This window comes from Roseobacter sp. EG26 (assembly GCF_049830555.1).
Classification (GTDB): domain Bacteria; phylum Pseudomonadota; class Alphaproteobacteria; order Rhodobacterales; family Rhodobacteraceae; genus Roseobacter.
The window spans coordinates 362,073-378,531 of sequence record NZ_JBNBLH010000002.1 but is presented as its reverse complement, the minus strand read 5'-3'; the positions used below and the strand labels follow the sequence as shown (position 1 = coordinate 378,531).

Annotated in this window: 16 protein-coding genes; 10 read left to right on the top strand and 6 right to left on the bottom strand. The window is 56.8% G+C overall.

The genetic code is table 11. From position 1 onward, the window contains the following. Positions 1 to 109: 109 nt before the first annotated feature. Positions 110 to 3,286: a PAS domain-containing protein gene (locus ACOTTU_RS07385; protein ID WP_425657011.1), complete on the bottom strand. Its 3,177-nt coding sequence runs from the start codon at positions 3,284 to 3,286 to the stop codon at positions 110 to 112. Positions 3,287 to 3,614: 328 nt separating this feature from the next. Beyond that, positions 3,615 to 4,505 (bottom strand): SMP-30/gluconolactonase/LRE family protein, encoded by an 891-nt coding sequence (locus ACOTTU_RS07380; RefSeq protein WP_425657009.1) that lies wholly within the window; start codon positions 4,503 to 4,505, stop codon positions 3,615 to 3,617. Positions 4,506 to 4,711: 206 nt separating this feature from the next. Between ACOTTU_RS07380 and ACOTTU_RS07375 the strand changes: the two genes are divergently transcribed. The 6 genes from ACOTTU_RS07375 to ACOTTU_RS07350 all read left to right on the top strand — a co-directional run bounded on the left by ACOTTU_RS07375 (position 4,712) and on the right by ACOTTU_RS07350 (position 11,336). Next, a complete protein-coding gene (locus ACOTTU_RS07375; protein ID WP_425657007.1) occupies positions 4,712 to 6,034 on the top strand; it encodes a GAF domain-containing sensor histidine kinase in 1,323 nt (440 codons plus the stop codon). After that, positions 6,031 to 6,768 (top strand): response regulator transcription factor, encoded by a 738-nt coding sequence (locus tag ACOTTU_RS07370; RefSeq protein WP_298917711.1) that lies wholly within the window; start codon positions 6,031 to 6,033, stop codon positions 6,766 to 6,768. Before ACOTTU_RS07375 ends, ACOTTU_RS07370 begins: the two co-directional genes overlap by 4 nt. 171 nt (positions 6,769 to 6,939) lie before the next feature. Then, complete coding sequence (locus ACOTTU_RS07365; RefSeq protein ID WP_425657005.1) at positions 6,940 to 7,956, top strand: ABC transporter substrate-binding protein; 1,017 nt, start codon at positions 6,940 to 6,942, stop codon at positions 7,954 to 7,956. 23 nt (positions 7,957 to 7,979) lie between these two features. Then, positions 7,980 to 9,455, top strand: coding sequence for a sugar ABC transporter ATP-binding protein (locus ACOTTU_RS07360; protein ID WP_425657003.1), 1,476 nt, complete (start codon positions 7,980 to 7,982; stop codon positions 9,453 to 9,455). 1 nt (position 9,456) lies between these two features. Next, a complete protein-coding gene (locus tag ACOTTU_RS07355) occupies positions 9,457 to 10,395 on the top strand; it encodes an ABC transporter permease (RefSeq protein WP_425657001.1) in 939 nt (312 codons plus the stop codon). Then, positions 10,392 to 11,336, top strand: a complete 945-nt coding sequence (locus ACOTTU_RS07350) for an ABC transporter permease (protein ID WP_425656999.1) — start codon at positions 10,392 to 10,394, stop codon at positions 11,334 to 11,336. The genes ACOTTU_RS07355 and ACOTTU_RS07350 overlap by 4 nt, the downstream gene beginning before the upstream one ends. 57 nt (positions 11,337 to 11,393) lie before the next feature. On the opposite strand, the gene ACOTTU_RS07345 is transcribed toward ACOTTU_RS07350, so the two are convergent. Continuing rightward, positions 11,394 to 12,413 (bottom strand): sterol desaturase family protein, encoded by a 1,020-nt coding sequence (locus tag ACOTTU_RS07345; RefSeq protein ID WP_425656997.1) that lies wholly within the window; start codon positions 12,411 to 12,413, stop codon positions 11,394 to 11,396. A gap of 180 nt (positions 12,414 to 12,593) precedes the next feature. Between ACOTTU_RS07345 and ACOTTU_RS07340 the strand changes: the two genes are divergently transcribed. The 3 genes from ACOTTU_RS07340 (at position 12,594) to ACOTTU_RS07330 (ending at position 14,523) form a co-directional block, all read left to right on the top strand. Continuing rightward, positions 12,594 to 13,277 (top strand): GntR family transcriptional regulator, encoded by a 684-nt coding sequence (locus ACOTTU_RS07340; protein WP_425656995.1) that lies wholly within the window; start codon positions 12,594 to 12,596, stop codon positions 13,275 to 13,277. Between the two features lie 29 nt (positions 13,278 to 13,306). Continuing rightward, positions 13,307 to 14,044: an SDR family oxidoreductase gene (locus ACOTTU_RS07335; protein WP_425656993.1), complete on the top strand. Its 738-nt coding sequence runs from the start codon at positions 13,307 to 13,309 to the stop codon at positions 14,042 to 14,044. Positions 14,045 to 14,208: 164 nt separating this feature from the next. Continuing rightward, positions 14,209 to 14,523 (top strand): non-heme iron oxygenase ferredoxin subunit, encoded by a 315-nt coding sequence (locus tag ACOTTU_RS07330; protein ID WP_425656991.1) that lies wholly within the window; start codon positions 14,209 to 14,211, stop codon positions 14,521 to 14,523. Between the two features lie 60 nt (positions 14,524 to 14,583). Here the strand turns inward: ACOTTU_RS07330 and ACOTTU_RS07325 are convergent, their stop codons facing one another. Genes ACOTTU_RS07325 through ACOTTU_RS07315 form a run of 3 tightly spaced genes read right to left on the bottom strand, consistent with a single transcriptional unit; the run spans position 14,584 to position 15,738 of the window. Next, entirely contained in the window at positions 14,584 to 14,961 is a 378-nt protein-coding gene (locus tag ACOTTU_RS07325) for a DUF1761 domain-containing protein (RefSeq protein ID WP_425656990.1), read from the bottom strand. After that, complete coding sequence (locus tag ACOTTU_RS07320) at positions 14,961 to 15,401, bottom strand: SRPBCC family protein (RefSeq protein WP_425656988.1); 441 nt, start codon at positions 15,399 to 15,401, stop codon at positions 14,961 to 14,963. The genes ACOTTU_RS07325 and ACOTTU_RS07320 overlap by 1 nt, the downstream gene beginning before the upstream one ends. Further along, positions 15,394 to 15,738 (bottom strand): ArsR/SmtB family transcription factor, encoded by a 345-nt coding sequence (locus tag ACOTTU_RS07315; protein ID WP_425656986.1) that lies wholly within the window; start codon positions 15,736 to 15,738, stop codon positions 15,394 to 15,396. The genes ACOTTU_RS07320 and ACOTTU_RS07315 overlap by 8 nt, the downstream gene beginning before the upstream one ends. Before the next feature lie 172 nt (positions 15,739 to 15,910). Between ACOTTU_RS07315 and ACOTTU_RS07310 the strand changes: the two genes are divergently transcribed. Next, positions 15,911 to 16,444: a GNAT family N-acetyltransferase gene (locus ACOTTU_RS07310; protein WP_425656984.1), complete on the top strand. Its 534-nt coding sequence runs from the start codon at positions 15,911 to 15,913 to the stop codon at positions 16,442 to 16,444. The last annotated feature ends 15 nt before the right edge of the window (positions 16,445 to 16,459 follow it).

Here is a 16,459-nt window from a genome sequence, read left to right as displayed (position 1 = left end):
CCGGCAAAGATAACAGTTGGCGCCACAACATCGCATTTGCAGGCTTCAACCGCTTCTGGCTGCATATGATCCGGGTGGATTCATCGCGCGCCGACACCTCAGGTCAGGCTCAAATAGCCTCTTCCGAGATTTCTGCCTGCTCAAGAGCTTCGCGTATCGCCGTTCCCAGCGCCTCGCGGGTAAAGGGCTTTGCAATCAACACCTCCCGGGAGATGTCCAACCCATGGCCTGCCGACACCTCTGGCGCGTAACCGGAGACGAAAATAACCGGGATATCGGGCTGCGTGCTGCGTAGCGAATTGATAAGTTGCGGCCCACTTGTTCCACCGGGCAGAATCACATCACAGACAACAACATCAAAGTGCTTGCCCGACTTCAGAAAGCGATGGAATTCCTCGGCATCCGCAACGCCATCCACATTGTACCCCAGCGACATGAGAATCCGCGTCGTCACACGCCGCACAATATCATTGTCCTCAACCAGCAGGACATTCTGCCCGGTGCGCTTCGAGGAAACACCCGATGGCGCAGGCGTCGCGGCCTGCCTTTCAAGCGGCCTCATGTGACGGGGTAAAAACAGCCGCACACTTGTCCCATGACCAGAGCGCGAGCTCAGAGACAGAAAACCGCCGGATTGACGCGCAAATCCATAGATGGTCGAGAGGCCCAGCCCACTGCCTTCACCCGTTGCCTTGGTGGTATAAAACGGCTCCATCGCGTGGGTCTGGACATCTTCGCTCATGCCAAACCCTGTGTCTGTGACCGACACCGTTGCGTATTCGCCGGTGATGGCACCTGGGTTTTGCGCAACATCATACGTGTCAATCCGTCTGTTTTCGCAGGTGATCACCAGACGCCCGCCTTTTGGCATCGCATCGCGCGCATTGATGGCAAGGTTCAGAATGGCATCTTCAACGCGGCCCGGGTCAGCAAAGGCGGGCCAAAGGTCTTCCGGGACCTGGATATCCACGGCAATGGCAGCCCCTAATGCGCGTTGCAACATGTCTCGCAGACCTCGGGCCAAATCACCCAAGTGCACTGGCTGCGCATGCAGGGGTTGTTTGCGCGCATAGGCCAGCAAACTCGCGGTCAGTTCAGCCCCCCGGGAGGTGGCATGCAAGATGTCATCTGCGAGGTCATCTTCGAAATTTCCGTTCATTTTCATGAATTCCGTTGATCCCTGTACGATCGCCAGAAGGTTGTTGAAATCATGCGCGATGCCGCCCGTCAATTTGCCCAGAGCTTCCATTTTCTGAGCCTGCCGCAGATGCCGTTCCGCCATCTTGATATTGGTCACATCCTGAAGCGTTGAGACGATCTGCCCGTTGACCCCCCGCACATTGCCCGAAGGTTCACCGATCTCGCGCAACGTGCGCATCTGGCCATCAGCGCGCTGGATCGAAAACTCGATGTCGTAAGCCAGCTGCTCTTCTTCGGCGCGCGTTATCGCGTTGATGTACCGCGTCCTGTCATCCTCTGCCACAAAATCAATTGCCTGTGCACGGGTCATGACCCAGCCCGAAGTTTCACCATCGGCTATGCCATAGATTTTCGAGATGTTATCGGATTGGTAGGTCGCCGACTGCTGATTGGCCCGCCACACCAGAACACCCAGATCCATCATGCGCTGCGCGTGGCTGAGATGCGCCTGATTGGCCTTGAGCGTTTCCATGGCGTTTATGATTTGCGTCACGTCCTTTGATGCGCCGCGGTAACCCGCGAAATTGCCCTTTTCGTCAAAGACCGGATGGGCTGTGCAAGACAGATAACAAGTTCCCAATCGCGGGCATTCATGGTTATGCACAAAATCCACAAGCTCTTCATGCGCTTGGGTGGCCTTGTAGTAGGTCTGCCACAAAGCCGGATTCTGCTCTACAGATGCGCGGAATACCTCGTCGGGACGCTTTCCAAGAAACGCCTCCTGAGGAGCGCCCGTAATCTGTTCACATCTGTCAGAAATAAAGCAGAACCTTTGGTCGGCATCCAATTCCCAAAACAGATCCGTGGTGATCTTGGCAATATCCGACAACCGCTGATCGCGGTCCTTGATTGCCGCCTCACTTTGCTTTTGTTGGCTGATGTCCATCATCACGCCGACGACGCCCATGCCACTGCTCTGACTATTCTTGAAGGGCGCCTTGTGCACGACATACTCCAGCGGGTTGCCCTCTGGGTCAGTCAGCGACAGCTCATATTCATAAACGCGATCCGTTTCGCGTGCCCTGGCGTCGGTGTTGTTGCAGATTTCAGCGACTTCTGCCGGCACGAAGTCGTCAATACGATGTCCAGCGAGGCGTGTTTTCTCCACCCCGATGAATTTTGCGAAAGCATCATTTGCATCCAGATAACGCCCACGATTGTCCTTGTAGAAAACGGGCGCCGGAATGGCCTGCAGGAAGGATTGCAAGACCACGATCTGATCCCGCAGGGCAACCTCTGCCCGCTTGCGCTCCTCCACTTCGCGCTGCAATTCAGCGTTTGCATGCTCCAGCGCGGAGGCACGTTCGGCCATGCCGGTCTCAAGCCGGGTGGCCCGATCCGACAATTCACGCCACTTCATGGCGCGTTCGGTAATATCCTGTTCGGTAACTGAAATCACGGGTTCCCCGCCAACGGGATCGCGCCCGCGTCGCGCCAGTACCGCATGAACACGTACCGAGCCGTTACAGACCACCTCAAGGTCCGCTTCAAAGCTGAGGTCTTTCTCAATAGCCGCGACGATCCGGGACGCGACAGTCTTGTCAGCAAAATACTCGGACAGGGATTTTCCCTGTGCGCGGTTCAATTCATGTTTGCGGCAATATGCAACGGATGCGGGGTTTTGTGCCAGAATGGCCCCGTTCAGCGAATAAAGACTGACCAGTGAGGTCGTATACCGCGACGCCTCCAGCAATCTGAGCGTTCCCGGTTCCGATGATAAATCCAGCTCCCTGAGCGCGGTGATCTTCAATGCCCTGATGCCGCCTTTCACAGCAAAAGGGCGCAAGTTCAACACCACGGTGATCGGCATATCATTAGGGTGAAGCGTCCAGGTTTCCTGCGTGCCTTCGGCCCTGCCATTTTCATAGATTTCAGCTAGTCTCGTGCGGATCACTTGGCTGTCCGTCGAAAAATCGCGATCCAGAATATCTCTGACAGATGTTGCGCGCCAAATGGGCAAACTGGCTTCATTTGCCCAGATAATACGGTGCTGATCGATATCAAAAACCCATGTCGGCACGGGGCCGTTTGGATCAAGCGCCTCGTTCAGAAATTGGGAGTCGAAGGATTCTGAGTTAATATTCAATGGCCTGTCTCCCTCTCAAAGCCGGTCCTGATGCTACGGAGACGTCAATTCTGATCTCGTGATCAATATAGTGCAACTTCAGGTTGTCCAAAGTCAATGCGGCGACGGACGCATGTCTAGAATTCCGTCAAGAAACGATAAGAATTTCAGAGGTCCCAGCACGTGTTTTGGCACCACCACCCTCCAACGCCGTATGTTCCGCAGAATATGAAAATCGCTGAAACAGATCAGATTTGAAAGGGCTTGAACCCGGAAAAATCGACACCGCTAATCCTGTGCTTAGCAGCAGTCGGCGTACTTGTTCCAGCGAAACGCGTCGAGGAGCGTTTTAGCCGCTCACCGCCACGTAGATTGCATAGAGAGATGTGGTTGCCGTGATAAACAGACGATTTCGCTTCGGCCCACCGAAACACAGATTGGCGACAACTTCCGGCACTAGAATTTCGCCCAGCAGCACTCCCTGAGGATCATAGCAGCTCACCCCGCGCCCGGTACTTGTCCAGAGGTTGTCATGAACATCCACGCGAAACCCGTCCGACACGCCATGCTCGATCTCGGCAAAAACCTCACCACCTGTCAACCGGTCACCATCCAGATCAAAAACGCGGATGTGATGCGGGCCATCCTCTGCGTGGCTCAGCCCGGTGTCCGATACATAAAGACGGCTTTCGTCGCGTGAAAAGGCCAACCCATTGGGCTTGTCGAAATCCAGCGCGACAGGCGTTGGGGTGCCGCCGACCTCCACACGGTAAACGTAGCATCCGTCCTGCTCCTGATCGGCCGTTTTGCCTTCATAATCGCTCAGAATGCCATAGGGCGGATCGGTGAACCAGATTGAGCCGTCGGATTTCACCACAACGTCATTGGGCGAATTCAGCCGTTTTCCGGCGTGCTCACTGGCCAGGACGGTCACCGCGCCGGAATGCTCGCGCCGGGTCACGCGGCGCGTCAGATGTTCACAGGAAATCAGACGTCCCTGCGCATCAATGGTATGCCCATTGCAGTTATTGGCGTCGTGATCAAAAACGCGGCTCCCCAGCCCTTCTGCCCATTGCCAGACCTTGTTGTTGGGAATGTCGGACCACAGCAGATAGTCGCCTTGCGCAAAATACGCAGGCCCTTCCGTCCAGAGCATGCCGCCTGCCAGTTTTTTCAATTCCGCATTGGGCAGGATCAGGTCGCGAAATCTTGGGTCGTGAACGAGCACGTTGTTTGTCATAAGGTGTCCGCAGGGCTTTTGCCCGCCAGTCTGCCAGCAGATCAGGACCGCCAGATACCGGGTGTGCCCGTGCATCCTGTTCGCATCGGCGAATGCTGCCTTGCGGACATCCGCAGAAAAATCTGCCCAAATGTGCAAGTACTGGCTCAAAGTCGAGCTTGGCGCAGCAAAGGCAATGCCCTAGCCTTTGCGCAAAGGACCACCCCATGCGCGCACCGGAAGCCATCAGACTTGAGCACTACCTGGCCATTTCGCGGGCAATTGGCGGCGAGCTTGATTTCCAGAAGGTACTCAACCGTATTGCGGGTGCGGTGAAATCCAAACTGCTGGACTATGATCACATGGATGTGGCGGTGATCCTGCCGAACGACAAATCCATGCATATTGCCATTGAAACCGGGGTAAAAACCTTCTGGGGTCAGAATGGCAAGCACCAGCAAAACGCCCTCTCCCCGATCCGTCAGATGCTGAATGGCGAGGTGGATGTGCTGACGACCGGCGATGCCTGGGAGGATTCTCGGTTTCATTTCGATGGATCTTTTGATGCGCCGATATTCGAGGCCAACCTGCGCAGCCGTATCCATGTGTCTCTGAACGTGCATGGCGAATTGCTAGGTGCGCTCAACATCTCCTCGCATTCAAAAAATGCCTATACTGCGCAGGATGTGGACACCGCCCGCAACATTGCGGATCTGATTTCGCCTTACATTTACGCGCTCAACATGAGCGAACAGGCGCGTCTGGCCGCACTTGCGGAAGGAGCCGCGCGCGGGCGCGAGCAGTCGCTGCGCGTCGGGGCCCAGAAACTGACCGAAGCCATGGAGGCCGAACGCCAGCGCCTCGGCATGGAATTGCACGATCAGACATTAGCCGATCTCTCCGCGATCTATCACCGGGTGGAGAAGCTCAGCGATGATAGTCATCCCAAAGCGCAGGAGCTGCGGCAGGTGTCCGCAGCCATTTCACGGTGCACGCGCGAATTGCGCGGGATCATCGAGAATGCCAAACCGGGTGTGCTGGACCTGTTTGGCCTGACGCAAGCCATCGAGGCACAGCTCAAACGCTCCACCCAAGGCCTTGACCGCGAGATTGCGACGGATGTGACCGACACGACGGCGGATTTTCTCGATCAGGGGGCGTACCGCATCCGGCTGGCGGTCTTTCGCATCGTGCAGGAGGCGGTCACAAATGCGGTCAAACACTCCGAATGCCACCGGATTAGCGTGGCGCTATCCCGGCAGGACGCGGCGATCCGCATCACCGTCACCAATGACGGCATTGAACCTCCCGAGGGCTGGCGCCGCTCGAACCGCGGTGTGAACAATGTCAGGGTGCGTGCGGCATTGATCGGGGCGGATATCGCCTTTGAACGCACACCGGAAAACGTCGGCAGCCAGACCATTCTGACCATCCCCTTGTCGGTTTTTGACGATCAGAATGCCGACGACCCGGAAGGTGATCTTTCGGCCCGGATGCGTCATCTTGCGGGCGCCAACGAAAACCCGTCACGGCTGGAGGACACCGGATGAACATTCTCATTGCCGAAGACGACCCTTTTCACCGCACGTTTCTCTCAAATACGGTGCGCAGTGCCCTGCCCGACTGCGACACCCTGCTCGAAGCGGTCGATGGCACGGAAGCGGTCGACCTCGTCATGCAAAACGACGTGCATGGGGTGGTGATGGATCTGCAGATGCCAAATGCCAGCGGGATTGCGGCGGCCTCGTCGATCTGGGCGAAATACCCTGAAATGCGCATCCTTTTCTGGTCGAATTATTCGGATGAAGCTTACGTACGTGGCATATCGCGGATTGTGCCCAAGGAAGCGGTCTACGGCTATCTGCTCAAAACCGCGTCAGAGCATCGCCTTGGCCTCGCCGTTCTGGGAGTTTTCCAGGAAGATCAATGCATTATCGACCGGGAAATCAGGGGCGTGCAGCAGCGCACCCAGGACATTCACGAGGGGCTGTCGAATACCGAATTCGAGGTCTTGCTGGATATCGCGCTTGGCATGACGGACAAATCCATCGCAGCGCGGCGCGGGATTTCGACCCGCTCGGTGCAGAGCCGGTTGAAACAGCTTTATGAGAAGCTTGGAATTGATCCGACCATTGTGGATGAGGACATTGGCCCCACCTTCAATTCCCGGACACGCGCCGTTGCCATCGCCCTGTCACGCGGGCTGCTGAACCTCGAAGGTATGTCCGTTGCCGAAGACCAGTTGAGCATCTGGCTGGACAGTAAAAACCGCTATGACAGCTGAATTTGCGGGTATCCGCAGCCACGCTTGTAGAGATGCGCAACCGTTCCGACGCAGACACGGGTTTCGCAAAACATGCATTTTCATAACGTCATTAGAAAATACAAACCAAAAACCATTCGCGGGCGTCCGGGGGGATGTCATGTACCGAATGGATGTCGACGGGAGGAAGACATGAAGATCAATACCATTGGAAAACTGTGCATTCTGGCAGCGGTGGGGAGCATGGCGACAACATCCGCGATTGCCGACACCTCCGGCAAACGGATCGCGCTGTCCAACAATTATGCAGGTAATTCCTGGCGGCAGGCGATGCTGACAAGCTGGGACAAGGTGGGCAGCGCCGCTGTCGCTGACGGGATGGTCGCGGCGGCGGATGCTTTCACAACAGCGGAAAATCAGGTCACAGAGCAAGCCGCGCAAATCCAGAACCTGATCCTGCAAGGCTATGATGCCATCGTGATCAATGCCGCCTCTCCCGAAGGGCTGAACGGTGCGGTCAAGGAGGCCTGCGATGCGGGCGTTGTGGTCGTCTCCTTTGACGGCATCGTGACGGAACCCTGCGCCTACCGCATCGCTGTCGATTTCAAGCAGATGGGCAAGGTGCAGGTTGAATATCTGGCGGACCGGCTGTCTGACGGCGGCAACCTGCTGGAAATTCGGGGTCTGGCCGGTGTCTTTGTCGACGATGAAATCTCTGCCGGGATCCACGCGGGCGTCGATGAGAATAAGCAGTTCGAAATTCAGGGCTCGGTACATGGCGACTGGGCGCAGGACGTCGCGCAAAAGGCGGTCGCTGGAATTCTGCCGAGCCTGCCGGAGATCAAGGCCGTCGTGACCCAGGGCGGTGACGGTTATGGTGCGGCACAGGCGTTCAAAGCCGCCGGCCGCCCGACCCCGATCATCGTCATGGGCAATCGCCACGATGAGCTGACATGGTGGAAAGAGCAAAAGGACGCCAGCGGCTACGAAACCATGTCCGTGTCCATCGCGCCGGGTGTCTCCACACTGGCGTTCTGGGTGGCGCAGCAGGTTCTTGACGGCAAATCCGTTCCGCAGGATTTAACCGTGCCTTTCCTCGAAATCACGCAGGACACGCTCGAAGAAAGCCTCGCCAATACGCAAGCGGGTGGTGTGGCGAATGTCGAATATACGCTGGACGACTCGATTGCGGTGATCACCGGAAACTGATCCGAAACTTGCAGACCGATCAGATGAGTGAACCAGACCGGCAAGGCCATCTCCCCCTTGTCAGAATGCGCGGTGTCGAAAAGAGTTTCGGCGCCGCGCGTGCGCTCACGGGCGTGGATTTCGACGCTGCGCGTGGGTGTTGCGTGGGTCTGGTAGGCCACAATGGGGCCGGTAAATCGACGCTGATGAATGTTCTCGCGGGTGTGGTGTCGCCCGATCAGGGGGAAATCTTGATCAACGGTGCGTTGCTTGATGCCACCTATGATCCGGCGCGCGCAGCAGAACAGGGTGTCAGGGTCGTTTTTCAGGAACTGTCGTTGTGTCCCAATCTGACGGTTGCGGAAAACCTGCGGATTTTTCACCCTTCCATCAAGGGGATCGGCTGGCGCAAGACCGCGCGGCAGGTCATTCTGGCGGAACTTGACCGCATCTTTCCCGGCCACGGCATTTCAGCGGACGCCGAGGTAGGCACGCTCTCGATCGCGCGGCGCCAGATGGTGGAGATTGCGCGCGCCTTTTCAAACGTCAATTCCCGCATCGAACTGGTGATCTTGGATGAGCCGACCTCCTCGCTGGATCAGAACTCCGCCGCACAACTGGTGGCCTTTGTGCGCGGTTTTGTGGCCAAGGGTGGCACCGTGATCCTGATTTCGCATCTACTGGGTGAAATTCTGGATGCCACCGACCAGATTGTCGTGATGAAGGACGGTGCCACCGCCGCTGTCGATGCAACGCGCCATTTTGACCGGCCACGCCTGGTGCGCGAAATGGGCGATGTACTCGCGGAAAACAACGCTTTCGGGGGGCGTAAGAGCACGCGGCGCGACGGCCCTGCGCTGGTGAGCGGGCCCGAAGAGAATGACCAGCATCTACAGCTCTATCCCGGTGAAATCGTCGGATTTGCGGGGCTGAGCGGACATGGTCAAACCGATATGCTGGTGCGTATCTTCGAAGCGTCACAAGGCGCGCGCGGCAAAATCACGGCCACTGAAAAGGCGGTCTTCGTCGCCGGAGATCGGCAAACGGACGGGGTGTTCCCGCTGTGGTCGATCACGCAGAATATCTTTGTCGGCTCACTCACGCGCCTGACCAAAGGCCTCTCGCTGGATTTCGGTCAGGCCGAAGAGGAAGCACAGGACTGGCAAAAACGCCTTTCGGTGCGCACGCCGGACATGGCCAACAACATTCTGTCCCTGTCAGGTGGTAATCAACAAAAAGCGCTTTTTGCCCGTGCACTGGGTGCGGATGCGCGCATCGTTTTGATGGATGATCCCATGCGCGGTGTCGATGTGGGCACCAAACAGGAGGTTTACGAAATCCTGACCCAAGAGGCCGCAAACGGGCGCGCGTTGATCTGGTATACCACCGAGACCGACGAGCTGAAACATTGCGACCGCGTTTATGTATTCCGTGAAGGCCGGATCGTGGCGGAGCTTTCCGGCGAGATGCTGTCGGAGGAAAATATCCTCAGCCATTCCTTTGAGAAGGATACCGCCTGACATGACCCGGCTGCTGAGCCCGAACCTTTTGCGCACGCTTTTGCCCGGCCTGTCGCTGGCGGCCCTGTTGCTCGCGATCTTCTACCTGCAACCCCGCACGATGAGCTATTTCGGCCTGAACCTTCTGCTCAACCTCGCCGTGCCCATCGCACTGGCGACAATTGCGCAGATGTTCATCCTTTGTGTGAATGACCTCGATCTGTCACTGGGGGCTTTCATTTCCCTGACGGCCTGTATCACCGCAACCTGGCTGAACACGACCCCACTGCTGGGCGTTCTGGCGCTGCTGGCCTGTATCGCCGCCTATGGGGCGCTGGGGGCTCTTATCCATCTGCGCAACTTGCCGTCCATCGTCGTCACGCTTGGCATGTCCTTTGTCTGGACCGGAATCGCGGTTCTGGTGCTGCCGACCCCCGGAGGGGCCGCACCGGGCTGGATCCGCACGCTGATGACTTTGAAACCGGCGCTGGTACCCTTCCCGATCATCGCATTGGTGGTCATCGGGCTTGTTGTGCACGTGGGTCTGATGCGCTCTGCCGCGGGTGTGGTGCTGCGCGGGGCGGGTGGCAACGCCAAATCGGTGGCGCGGGCGGGCTGGTCGCTGTTGCGGGTTAAGGTCACGATGTTTTCGCTCGCAGGACTCTTTGGCGTGCTGTCGGGCATGGCGCTGGTGGGGCTGACCACTTCCGCTGACGCCAATATTGCGCTGCGCTATACGCTGTTGTCCATTGCGGGCGGCATTTTGGGCGGCGGCGAGTTCGTGGGCGGGCGTGTTTCACCGATCGGGGCGGTCATCGGGGCCATAACACTGGCGCTCGCCGGGTCTTTCCTGAGCTTCCTCAGGCTCAACCCGGATTGGCAGATCGGCGCGCAAGGCGCCATCCTGATCCTCGTTCTGGCCTTGCGGCTGCTGATCAGCGCCCGGGAGGTGCGCAGATGAGCCCATTGACCTCCCTGCCCCAAAAGCCCTGGATCTGGGCATGGATCGGCGCAATCTTGATGTGGCTGATCATCATGAGTGTCTCCGGCATTGTCGCAGGCGGTCAGGTGATGTCCGCCGCCGCCTCCTTCGGGACGTTCTTTGTTATCGTTGCCATCGGGCAGATGTTTGTCATCACGCTGGGGCCGGGAAATGTCGATCTGTCGATCCCCGCCTGCATCACGCTGTCGGCCACACTGGCGATGAAATTCATGAACGGCGATCCAAGCCTGCTGCTGCCGGGTTTTCTGATCTCGCTGAGTGTCGGGCTGGTGATCGGAACGCTGAATTTCCTGCTGATCCTGCTTTTGCGCATTCCCCCCATTATCGCGACGCTGTCTGCCTCGTTCCTCTACCAATCCACCGCGATCTGGTCGAACCGCGGTCTCAGGGTCAAACCCCCCGAAGTTCTGGGTGATTTCGCGGTCAGTAAAATTCTGGGTGTCCCGATCCTGACGATTGTGGTTCTAATCCTGAGCGTCGCAATGGCCTTTACCCTGCACCGCACACGATTTGGTTTGTCCGTACTGGCCGTAGGGCAAAACCAGAAAGCCGCCAAACTGGCAGGCATCCGCGTCGAACGCGTGCGGTTTCTGACCTATCTGATGTGCGCTGTACTGGCGGCGATCTGCGGCTTTTTTCTGGCCGGGTTTTCCGGTGGCGCCGCCCTGAACATGGGCGAGCAATACCTGCTCATGTCCATCGCAGTGGTCGTCATTGGCGGGACCTCCGTAGCTGGTGGCGATGCCAATCTAACGGGGTTGTGGGGGGCGTCGCTGTTCATGTTCCTTCTGGTTTCGATGCTCAACACCCTGGGTCTGTCAGCTGGTTACAGGTTGATCGTCACCGGCGCGATCATTGTCGGCATCATCGCGATTTCGGGCAGGAAGTCCGCCATATGAACAAGCCTCACACGTGCCTGAACACAGATTCTGAACCGCAATCAAAAGGGGTGCTTTTCAAGCCTGTCGCGCCTTGATCCGTTCCATGTGCACTTGACGAAAGTGAGCATCCGCCTCAGGTGAGCCGTCGTGCAGGGAGCCGAACCATTTGTCCAAGGGCACATTGCTTTCGCCGAAGTTCACGTTGTGAAAACGATGGTGCAGATAATGCATGTAGCGATCATTGCGCAAAGCCATCTCGTCCCCAAAAACAATCTCGTCAAATCCCGAATGGCTGACCGCAGGGCCAAGGCTGGTCTGAAAGGCGTTGAACATCATATGCAGCGGGTGACTGGGCACGATGAAGTGGATCAGGATGCAGCTAAAATAGAACAGATGCTCGACCGGATGCATGGCCATGCCCGACCACGGCCCCACATTGACGTTCTTGTGGTGCAGGTAATGTACCCAATCGTAAAGCGGTTTCCAGTGGATCAGGCGGTGTATCCAGTAAAAGTGGAAATTTCGCCAGAAGGGTACCGCCAGCATCAACAGGCAGAAGTAGACGGGGTTTGTATCGAAGCCGACAAAGGGCAGCATGTCATTGGCATAAGCCCACCACATAAGACATTCATATCCGCTCCAGAACAGCACGCCCGAATATGACCAGAAGACGTTGTCATAAACCTGATTGTTGAACAGAAACGTCGGGTTGTTCGTCGACATCCAGTTGGCGTTGTATTTCTTCTTGCGCCCTTGCATCCGGAACCTGATGAACCACAGATGGAATACGCCATTCCACAGGGTCAGAATAACCGCATTGCGCAGGACGATTTCGAGCACCCAGCCAATGGACCATGACTGCATTACCACGAATTCAGGCGTGAAAAATGCATATGAAACACCAATGACACCCATGTAGAGCGCAAACCACGGGTACAGCATGCCCGGAAATCCGAACATCCAGCGCAGCAGCCCCCTGATATCGGAGGGGCGATCCAGAAGAGGTTCGAGAAAAACCAGTCGTCCGGGGCGCCATTCGCCGCGCCGGTCCCGCATCTGTCCGTGTTCGTCAATCGTTGCCTTCGACTTGGCCATGACGAATTCCCCCTCGTCGCGGTTGCACCCCAAGAGTATTCTTGGCTTCTGACCCCGTCAATAATTTTCGAAAGATCATCAAATATACGATTTTACACCCATCATTCGATTGATGTTGAACTCCACGCATGACCCGCTATCCTGCACCAAATCTCAAAAGAAAATGATCGCGCGGGCACCATGTCGAAAGATGTCATCAATCCCTACGATGCCTTGCGGACCGGTCTGATCTGGGGGCGTTGGAAATCCGGTGAAAGGTTGATCCCGCAGCATCTGAAAGCTGAATTTGGCTGCACCAGCTCGGTTTTGCGTGAAGCCATGCTGCGGCTCGCTGGCGAAGGCTTTATTGTTTCGGAAAAGAACCAGGGTTTTCGAACCGTAACACATAGTGAGGAAACCTTTTGCGAGGCCGCGCATCTGCGTCTGATCCTGGAGCGTGAAGCGGCGACGCTTTCGCTGCAAAAAGGTGATTTCGATTGGGAAATGGCAGTGACAGCAGCCTATCAGAAACTGGCCTATGTCGAAAAGCAAATGATCGAAACACAAGACGTCCAGAAATATGTCCGGCACTGGTCGATTCAGGATTGGGAGTTTCACGCAACACTCATGTCGGCCTGCGGTTCTGATTTGCTGATGAACGCCTACCGCTCTGCCTTTGACACGTTCCGCATGTATGCGGTCTCGACCTACGCGAATTTTGGTTTTGGTGCCGAGATCACTGCAAAAGAACATCTCGACATCTACGAAGCCGCCATTGCGCGTGACGTGCCTGGCTGCATGGCCGCAATTGAACGTCACCTGACACTCTACCAGGAAGGTCGACGCAGCGGTGCCGCCTTATCGTCGAAATTGCCGCCGGAATAGAAAACTGAAACACTGAACGGGAGAGACTTATGACACAGATCGCATTGATCACCGGCGGAGGATCAGGAATTGGCCGCGCTTGCGCCGTCACACTGGCGCAGGCCGGGTTCCAAATTATCGTAACCGGCCGCCGCAGCGCACAACTGAACGAAACCCTTGACCTTGCGGGTGGCGGCACTGCAATCGCTGCGGATATTACCGACCCCAAGGAAGTTGACGCGCTCTACACCCGGATCAGCGCAGATCACGGGCGATTGGATGTGCTCTTCAACAACGCCGGAAACAACGTGGCAGCAGCGCCTATCGGTGACATCCCGCCAGAGGATTTTCTGCAAGTCATCAATGTAAACCTCTTTGGTGCCTTTCTGGCGGCGCGCGGCGCATTCAACCTGATGCGGGCGCAGGACCCGCAGGGCGGGCGGATCATCAACAACGGGTCGATCTCTGCTGCGGTGCCACGCCCCGGCTCGGCCCCCTATACCGCGTCCAAACATGCGATCACCGGTTTGACGCGGACGATTTCACTGGACGGTCGCCCCTATAACATTGCCTGCGGCCAAATCGACATTGGCAACGCGGCTTCCGAAATGACCGCCAAAATGAGCGGTGGCGTGCCACAGGCTGACCTGTCCATCAAGGCGGAACCGGTTATGGACGTTCAACATGTTGCGGACGCTGTTTTGCACATGTCCAACCTGCCTTTGTCGGCAAATGTGCAATTCATGACCGTGATGGCCACCGCGATGCCGTTCATCGGACGCGGTTGAGCATGACCGGAATTCAATCCGGGATGCCAAAGGGATTCAGAATATTCGCGGTCCAATCAAGTTCGGCGCTGACGCTCATTGATCCAACAGCCGTAGTCTGAATTTCGCAGGCTGCGCGGCCAGAGCCACCCGCAAGACTGATTTCACAAATAGAAAGGTGCCTTATGGAGACCCTAATTCGCGCATGTAGCGTCAGCGACATTGAGGAAGAAGACGTTCTGCGCTTTGATCATGGAGATCGGACATTTGCGATTATTCGCAGCCCCGAAGGCGAATTCTATGCAACAGACGGCCTTTGCACCCATGAAAAGGCCCATCTTGCGGAGGGTGTGGTCGACAATCACGATATCGAATGCCCATTGCATTTCGGTACTTTCGACTACCGCACGGGCGACCCCACAGGTGCACCCGCCTGCGTCAAACTCAAGATCTATCAGGTCAAACTGCAGGGCAATGACGTCTATATCAGCCTGACCTGACAGGTCTTGCAATATCGCTCAAGCTCGCTCGCCGCGCCTTGATCCGAGAATGGCTCTGCGTCAAAGCACCCCCTGCGCAAGGATCATCACCGCGCCAGCAGCCACGATGTACCCCGCATCGACAAGCGTCGCGCGGCCCGATTTCTGGCTGAACAAATCCATCCCGGCAACTACGAAGGCAACAGCGAGAATGGCGCCAACCGCGGTCATAATGGCCTGGTTTGTCTCGGTCATGCCCACGACAAGAGCGAGCAGTAAGATTCCAAGGAACTGAACAACCATCGCGGCCATCGGAGGCGATGCAGGCGGAGAAATATCGTGACTGCCAGTCGCCCATGCCTTGCCGAACATCAAGGGTCCGAACCACAACATCCCCAATCCGAAGGCCGCGACTGTACCAACGCCGACCGCAAGCCAGTTCATTAGCGTGACATCCATCACCCGGTCTCCTGAAGTGCGTTGAGCGTAGCGTCGAGTGTTTCAAGGATGCCCATCCAGCCGCCCTTGTGGTTGTCGCGCGTCTCAGCATCAATGAAGCGCACATGTTCGAGTGTCACATGTGTGCCTGCCGCGACCGGCTTGAACGTAAGCGTTACTGTACTGTTCTCCACCGAAAAGGGGCTTTCCCAGGTGAACACAAGCCGCTCGTATCTGTTGATTTCGCGATAGGTTCCGGCATGTGGAATTTCATTGTCGCCGGCCTGCATGACGATTTCAAACCGACCTCCCTCCTCGGGCTCGCTGGAGGCGTGCGGGACACTCATTCCCGCCGCCGGCATCATGAATTTCTTCAGCATTTCCGGGTCCAACCAAGCATTGAACACATCGATTTGCGGCGCATTGATGGTGCGCTCCACCATCAGGTTCAGTTCATTCATTCTTGTCTCCCTTCGTTATCAACGCATCCAGAGCCTGTAGTCTGAGCTCCCAGATGGACCGCAGATCAGCGAACCACCGGTCGATTTCAGACAGGGGCGACATCTGCACTTCGATCAGATGTTCCCGCCACTCCGTTCGCCTGATGACCAACCCCGCGCGTTCCAACACTTTGATATGCTTGGAAACCGAGTTCAGGCTCATTTCAAACCGCTTGGATATATCGGTCACGCGCATCGGTCCGTTCTGAGCAAGAAGCGTCAGAATTTCCCGTCGTGTGGGATCGCTGGCAGCTTTGAGCAGGTCGTTCAGAAGCTCTGAATCGAGTCGTTCAACCATATGGATGAATAACAAGACAGATGTCGTCAGTCAACCAGCTGGGTGAATGGGAGTTTCAATATCGGCCCGGTCACACAGCCTTCACCGCCAACAGGATGATCGAGATTCAGCTTTCCATATCCATGCAACTGGGTTCAGATCACGCGACCTTCATGAAAAGCCGAGCCCGGATATGAACACCCCGCTGACCTCTGCACCAACCCTCAAAACAGAACGTTTGATTTTGCGAGGCCCGCACCGGGGTGACCTGCCAGAGTTCACCCGTTTCATGACCACCGCTCCAAGCCTGGTGTCGCAGGGCGAAACCGTCAGCAAAGAGGAGGCTTGGTACGGTTTCCTGACCGGTATAGGACATTGGCAATGGCATGGTTTCGGCTTTTTCACGCTCACTTTGCACGATGACGATGCGCCCCTGGGCCGTGTCGGATTGCTCAAGCATTCCAATTGGCCAGAGGTTGAATTGGCCTGGCATCTCTTTGAAGAATCCGAGGGGTCTGGATATGCAACCGAAGCAGCCCGCACCGTGCGCCAATGGGCCTATCTTCAAAAGAACATCGAGCAGCTGTTCAGCTACATTCACCACGAAAACCAAGCCTCACAGGCCGTTGCGAAACGTCTGGGAGCAACGACAGATGGAACGCGCGCGCCACATGAACCTGACGCTGAAATCTGGGTGCACCCGCCCGGAACGCCGAACGCCCCGTAGCGCGCATTCGTCAAT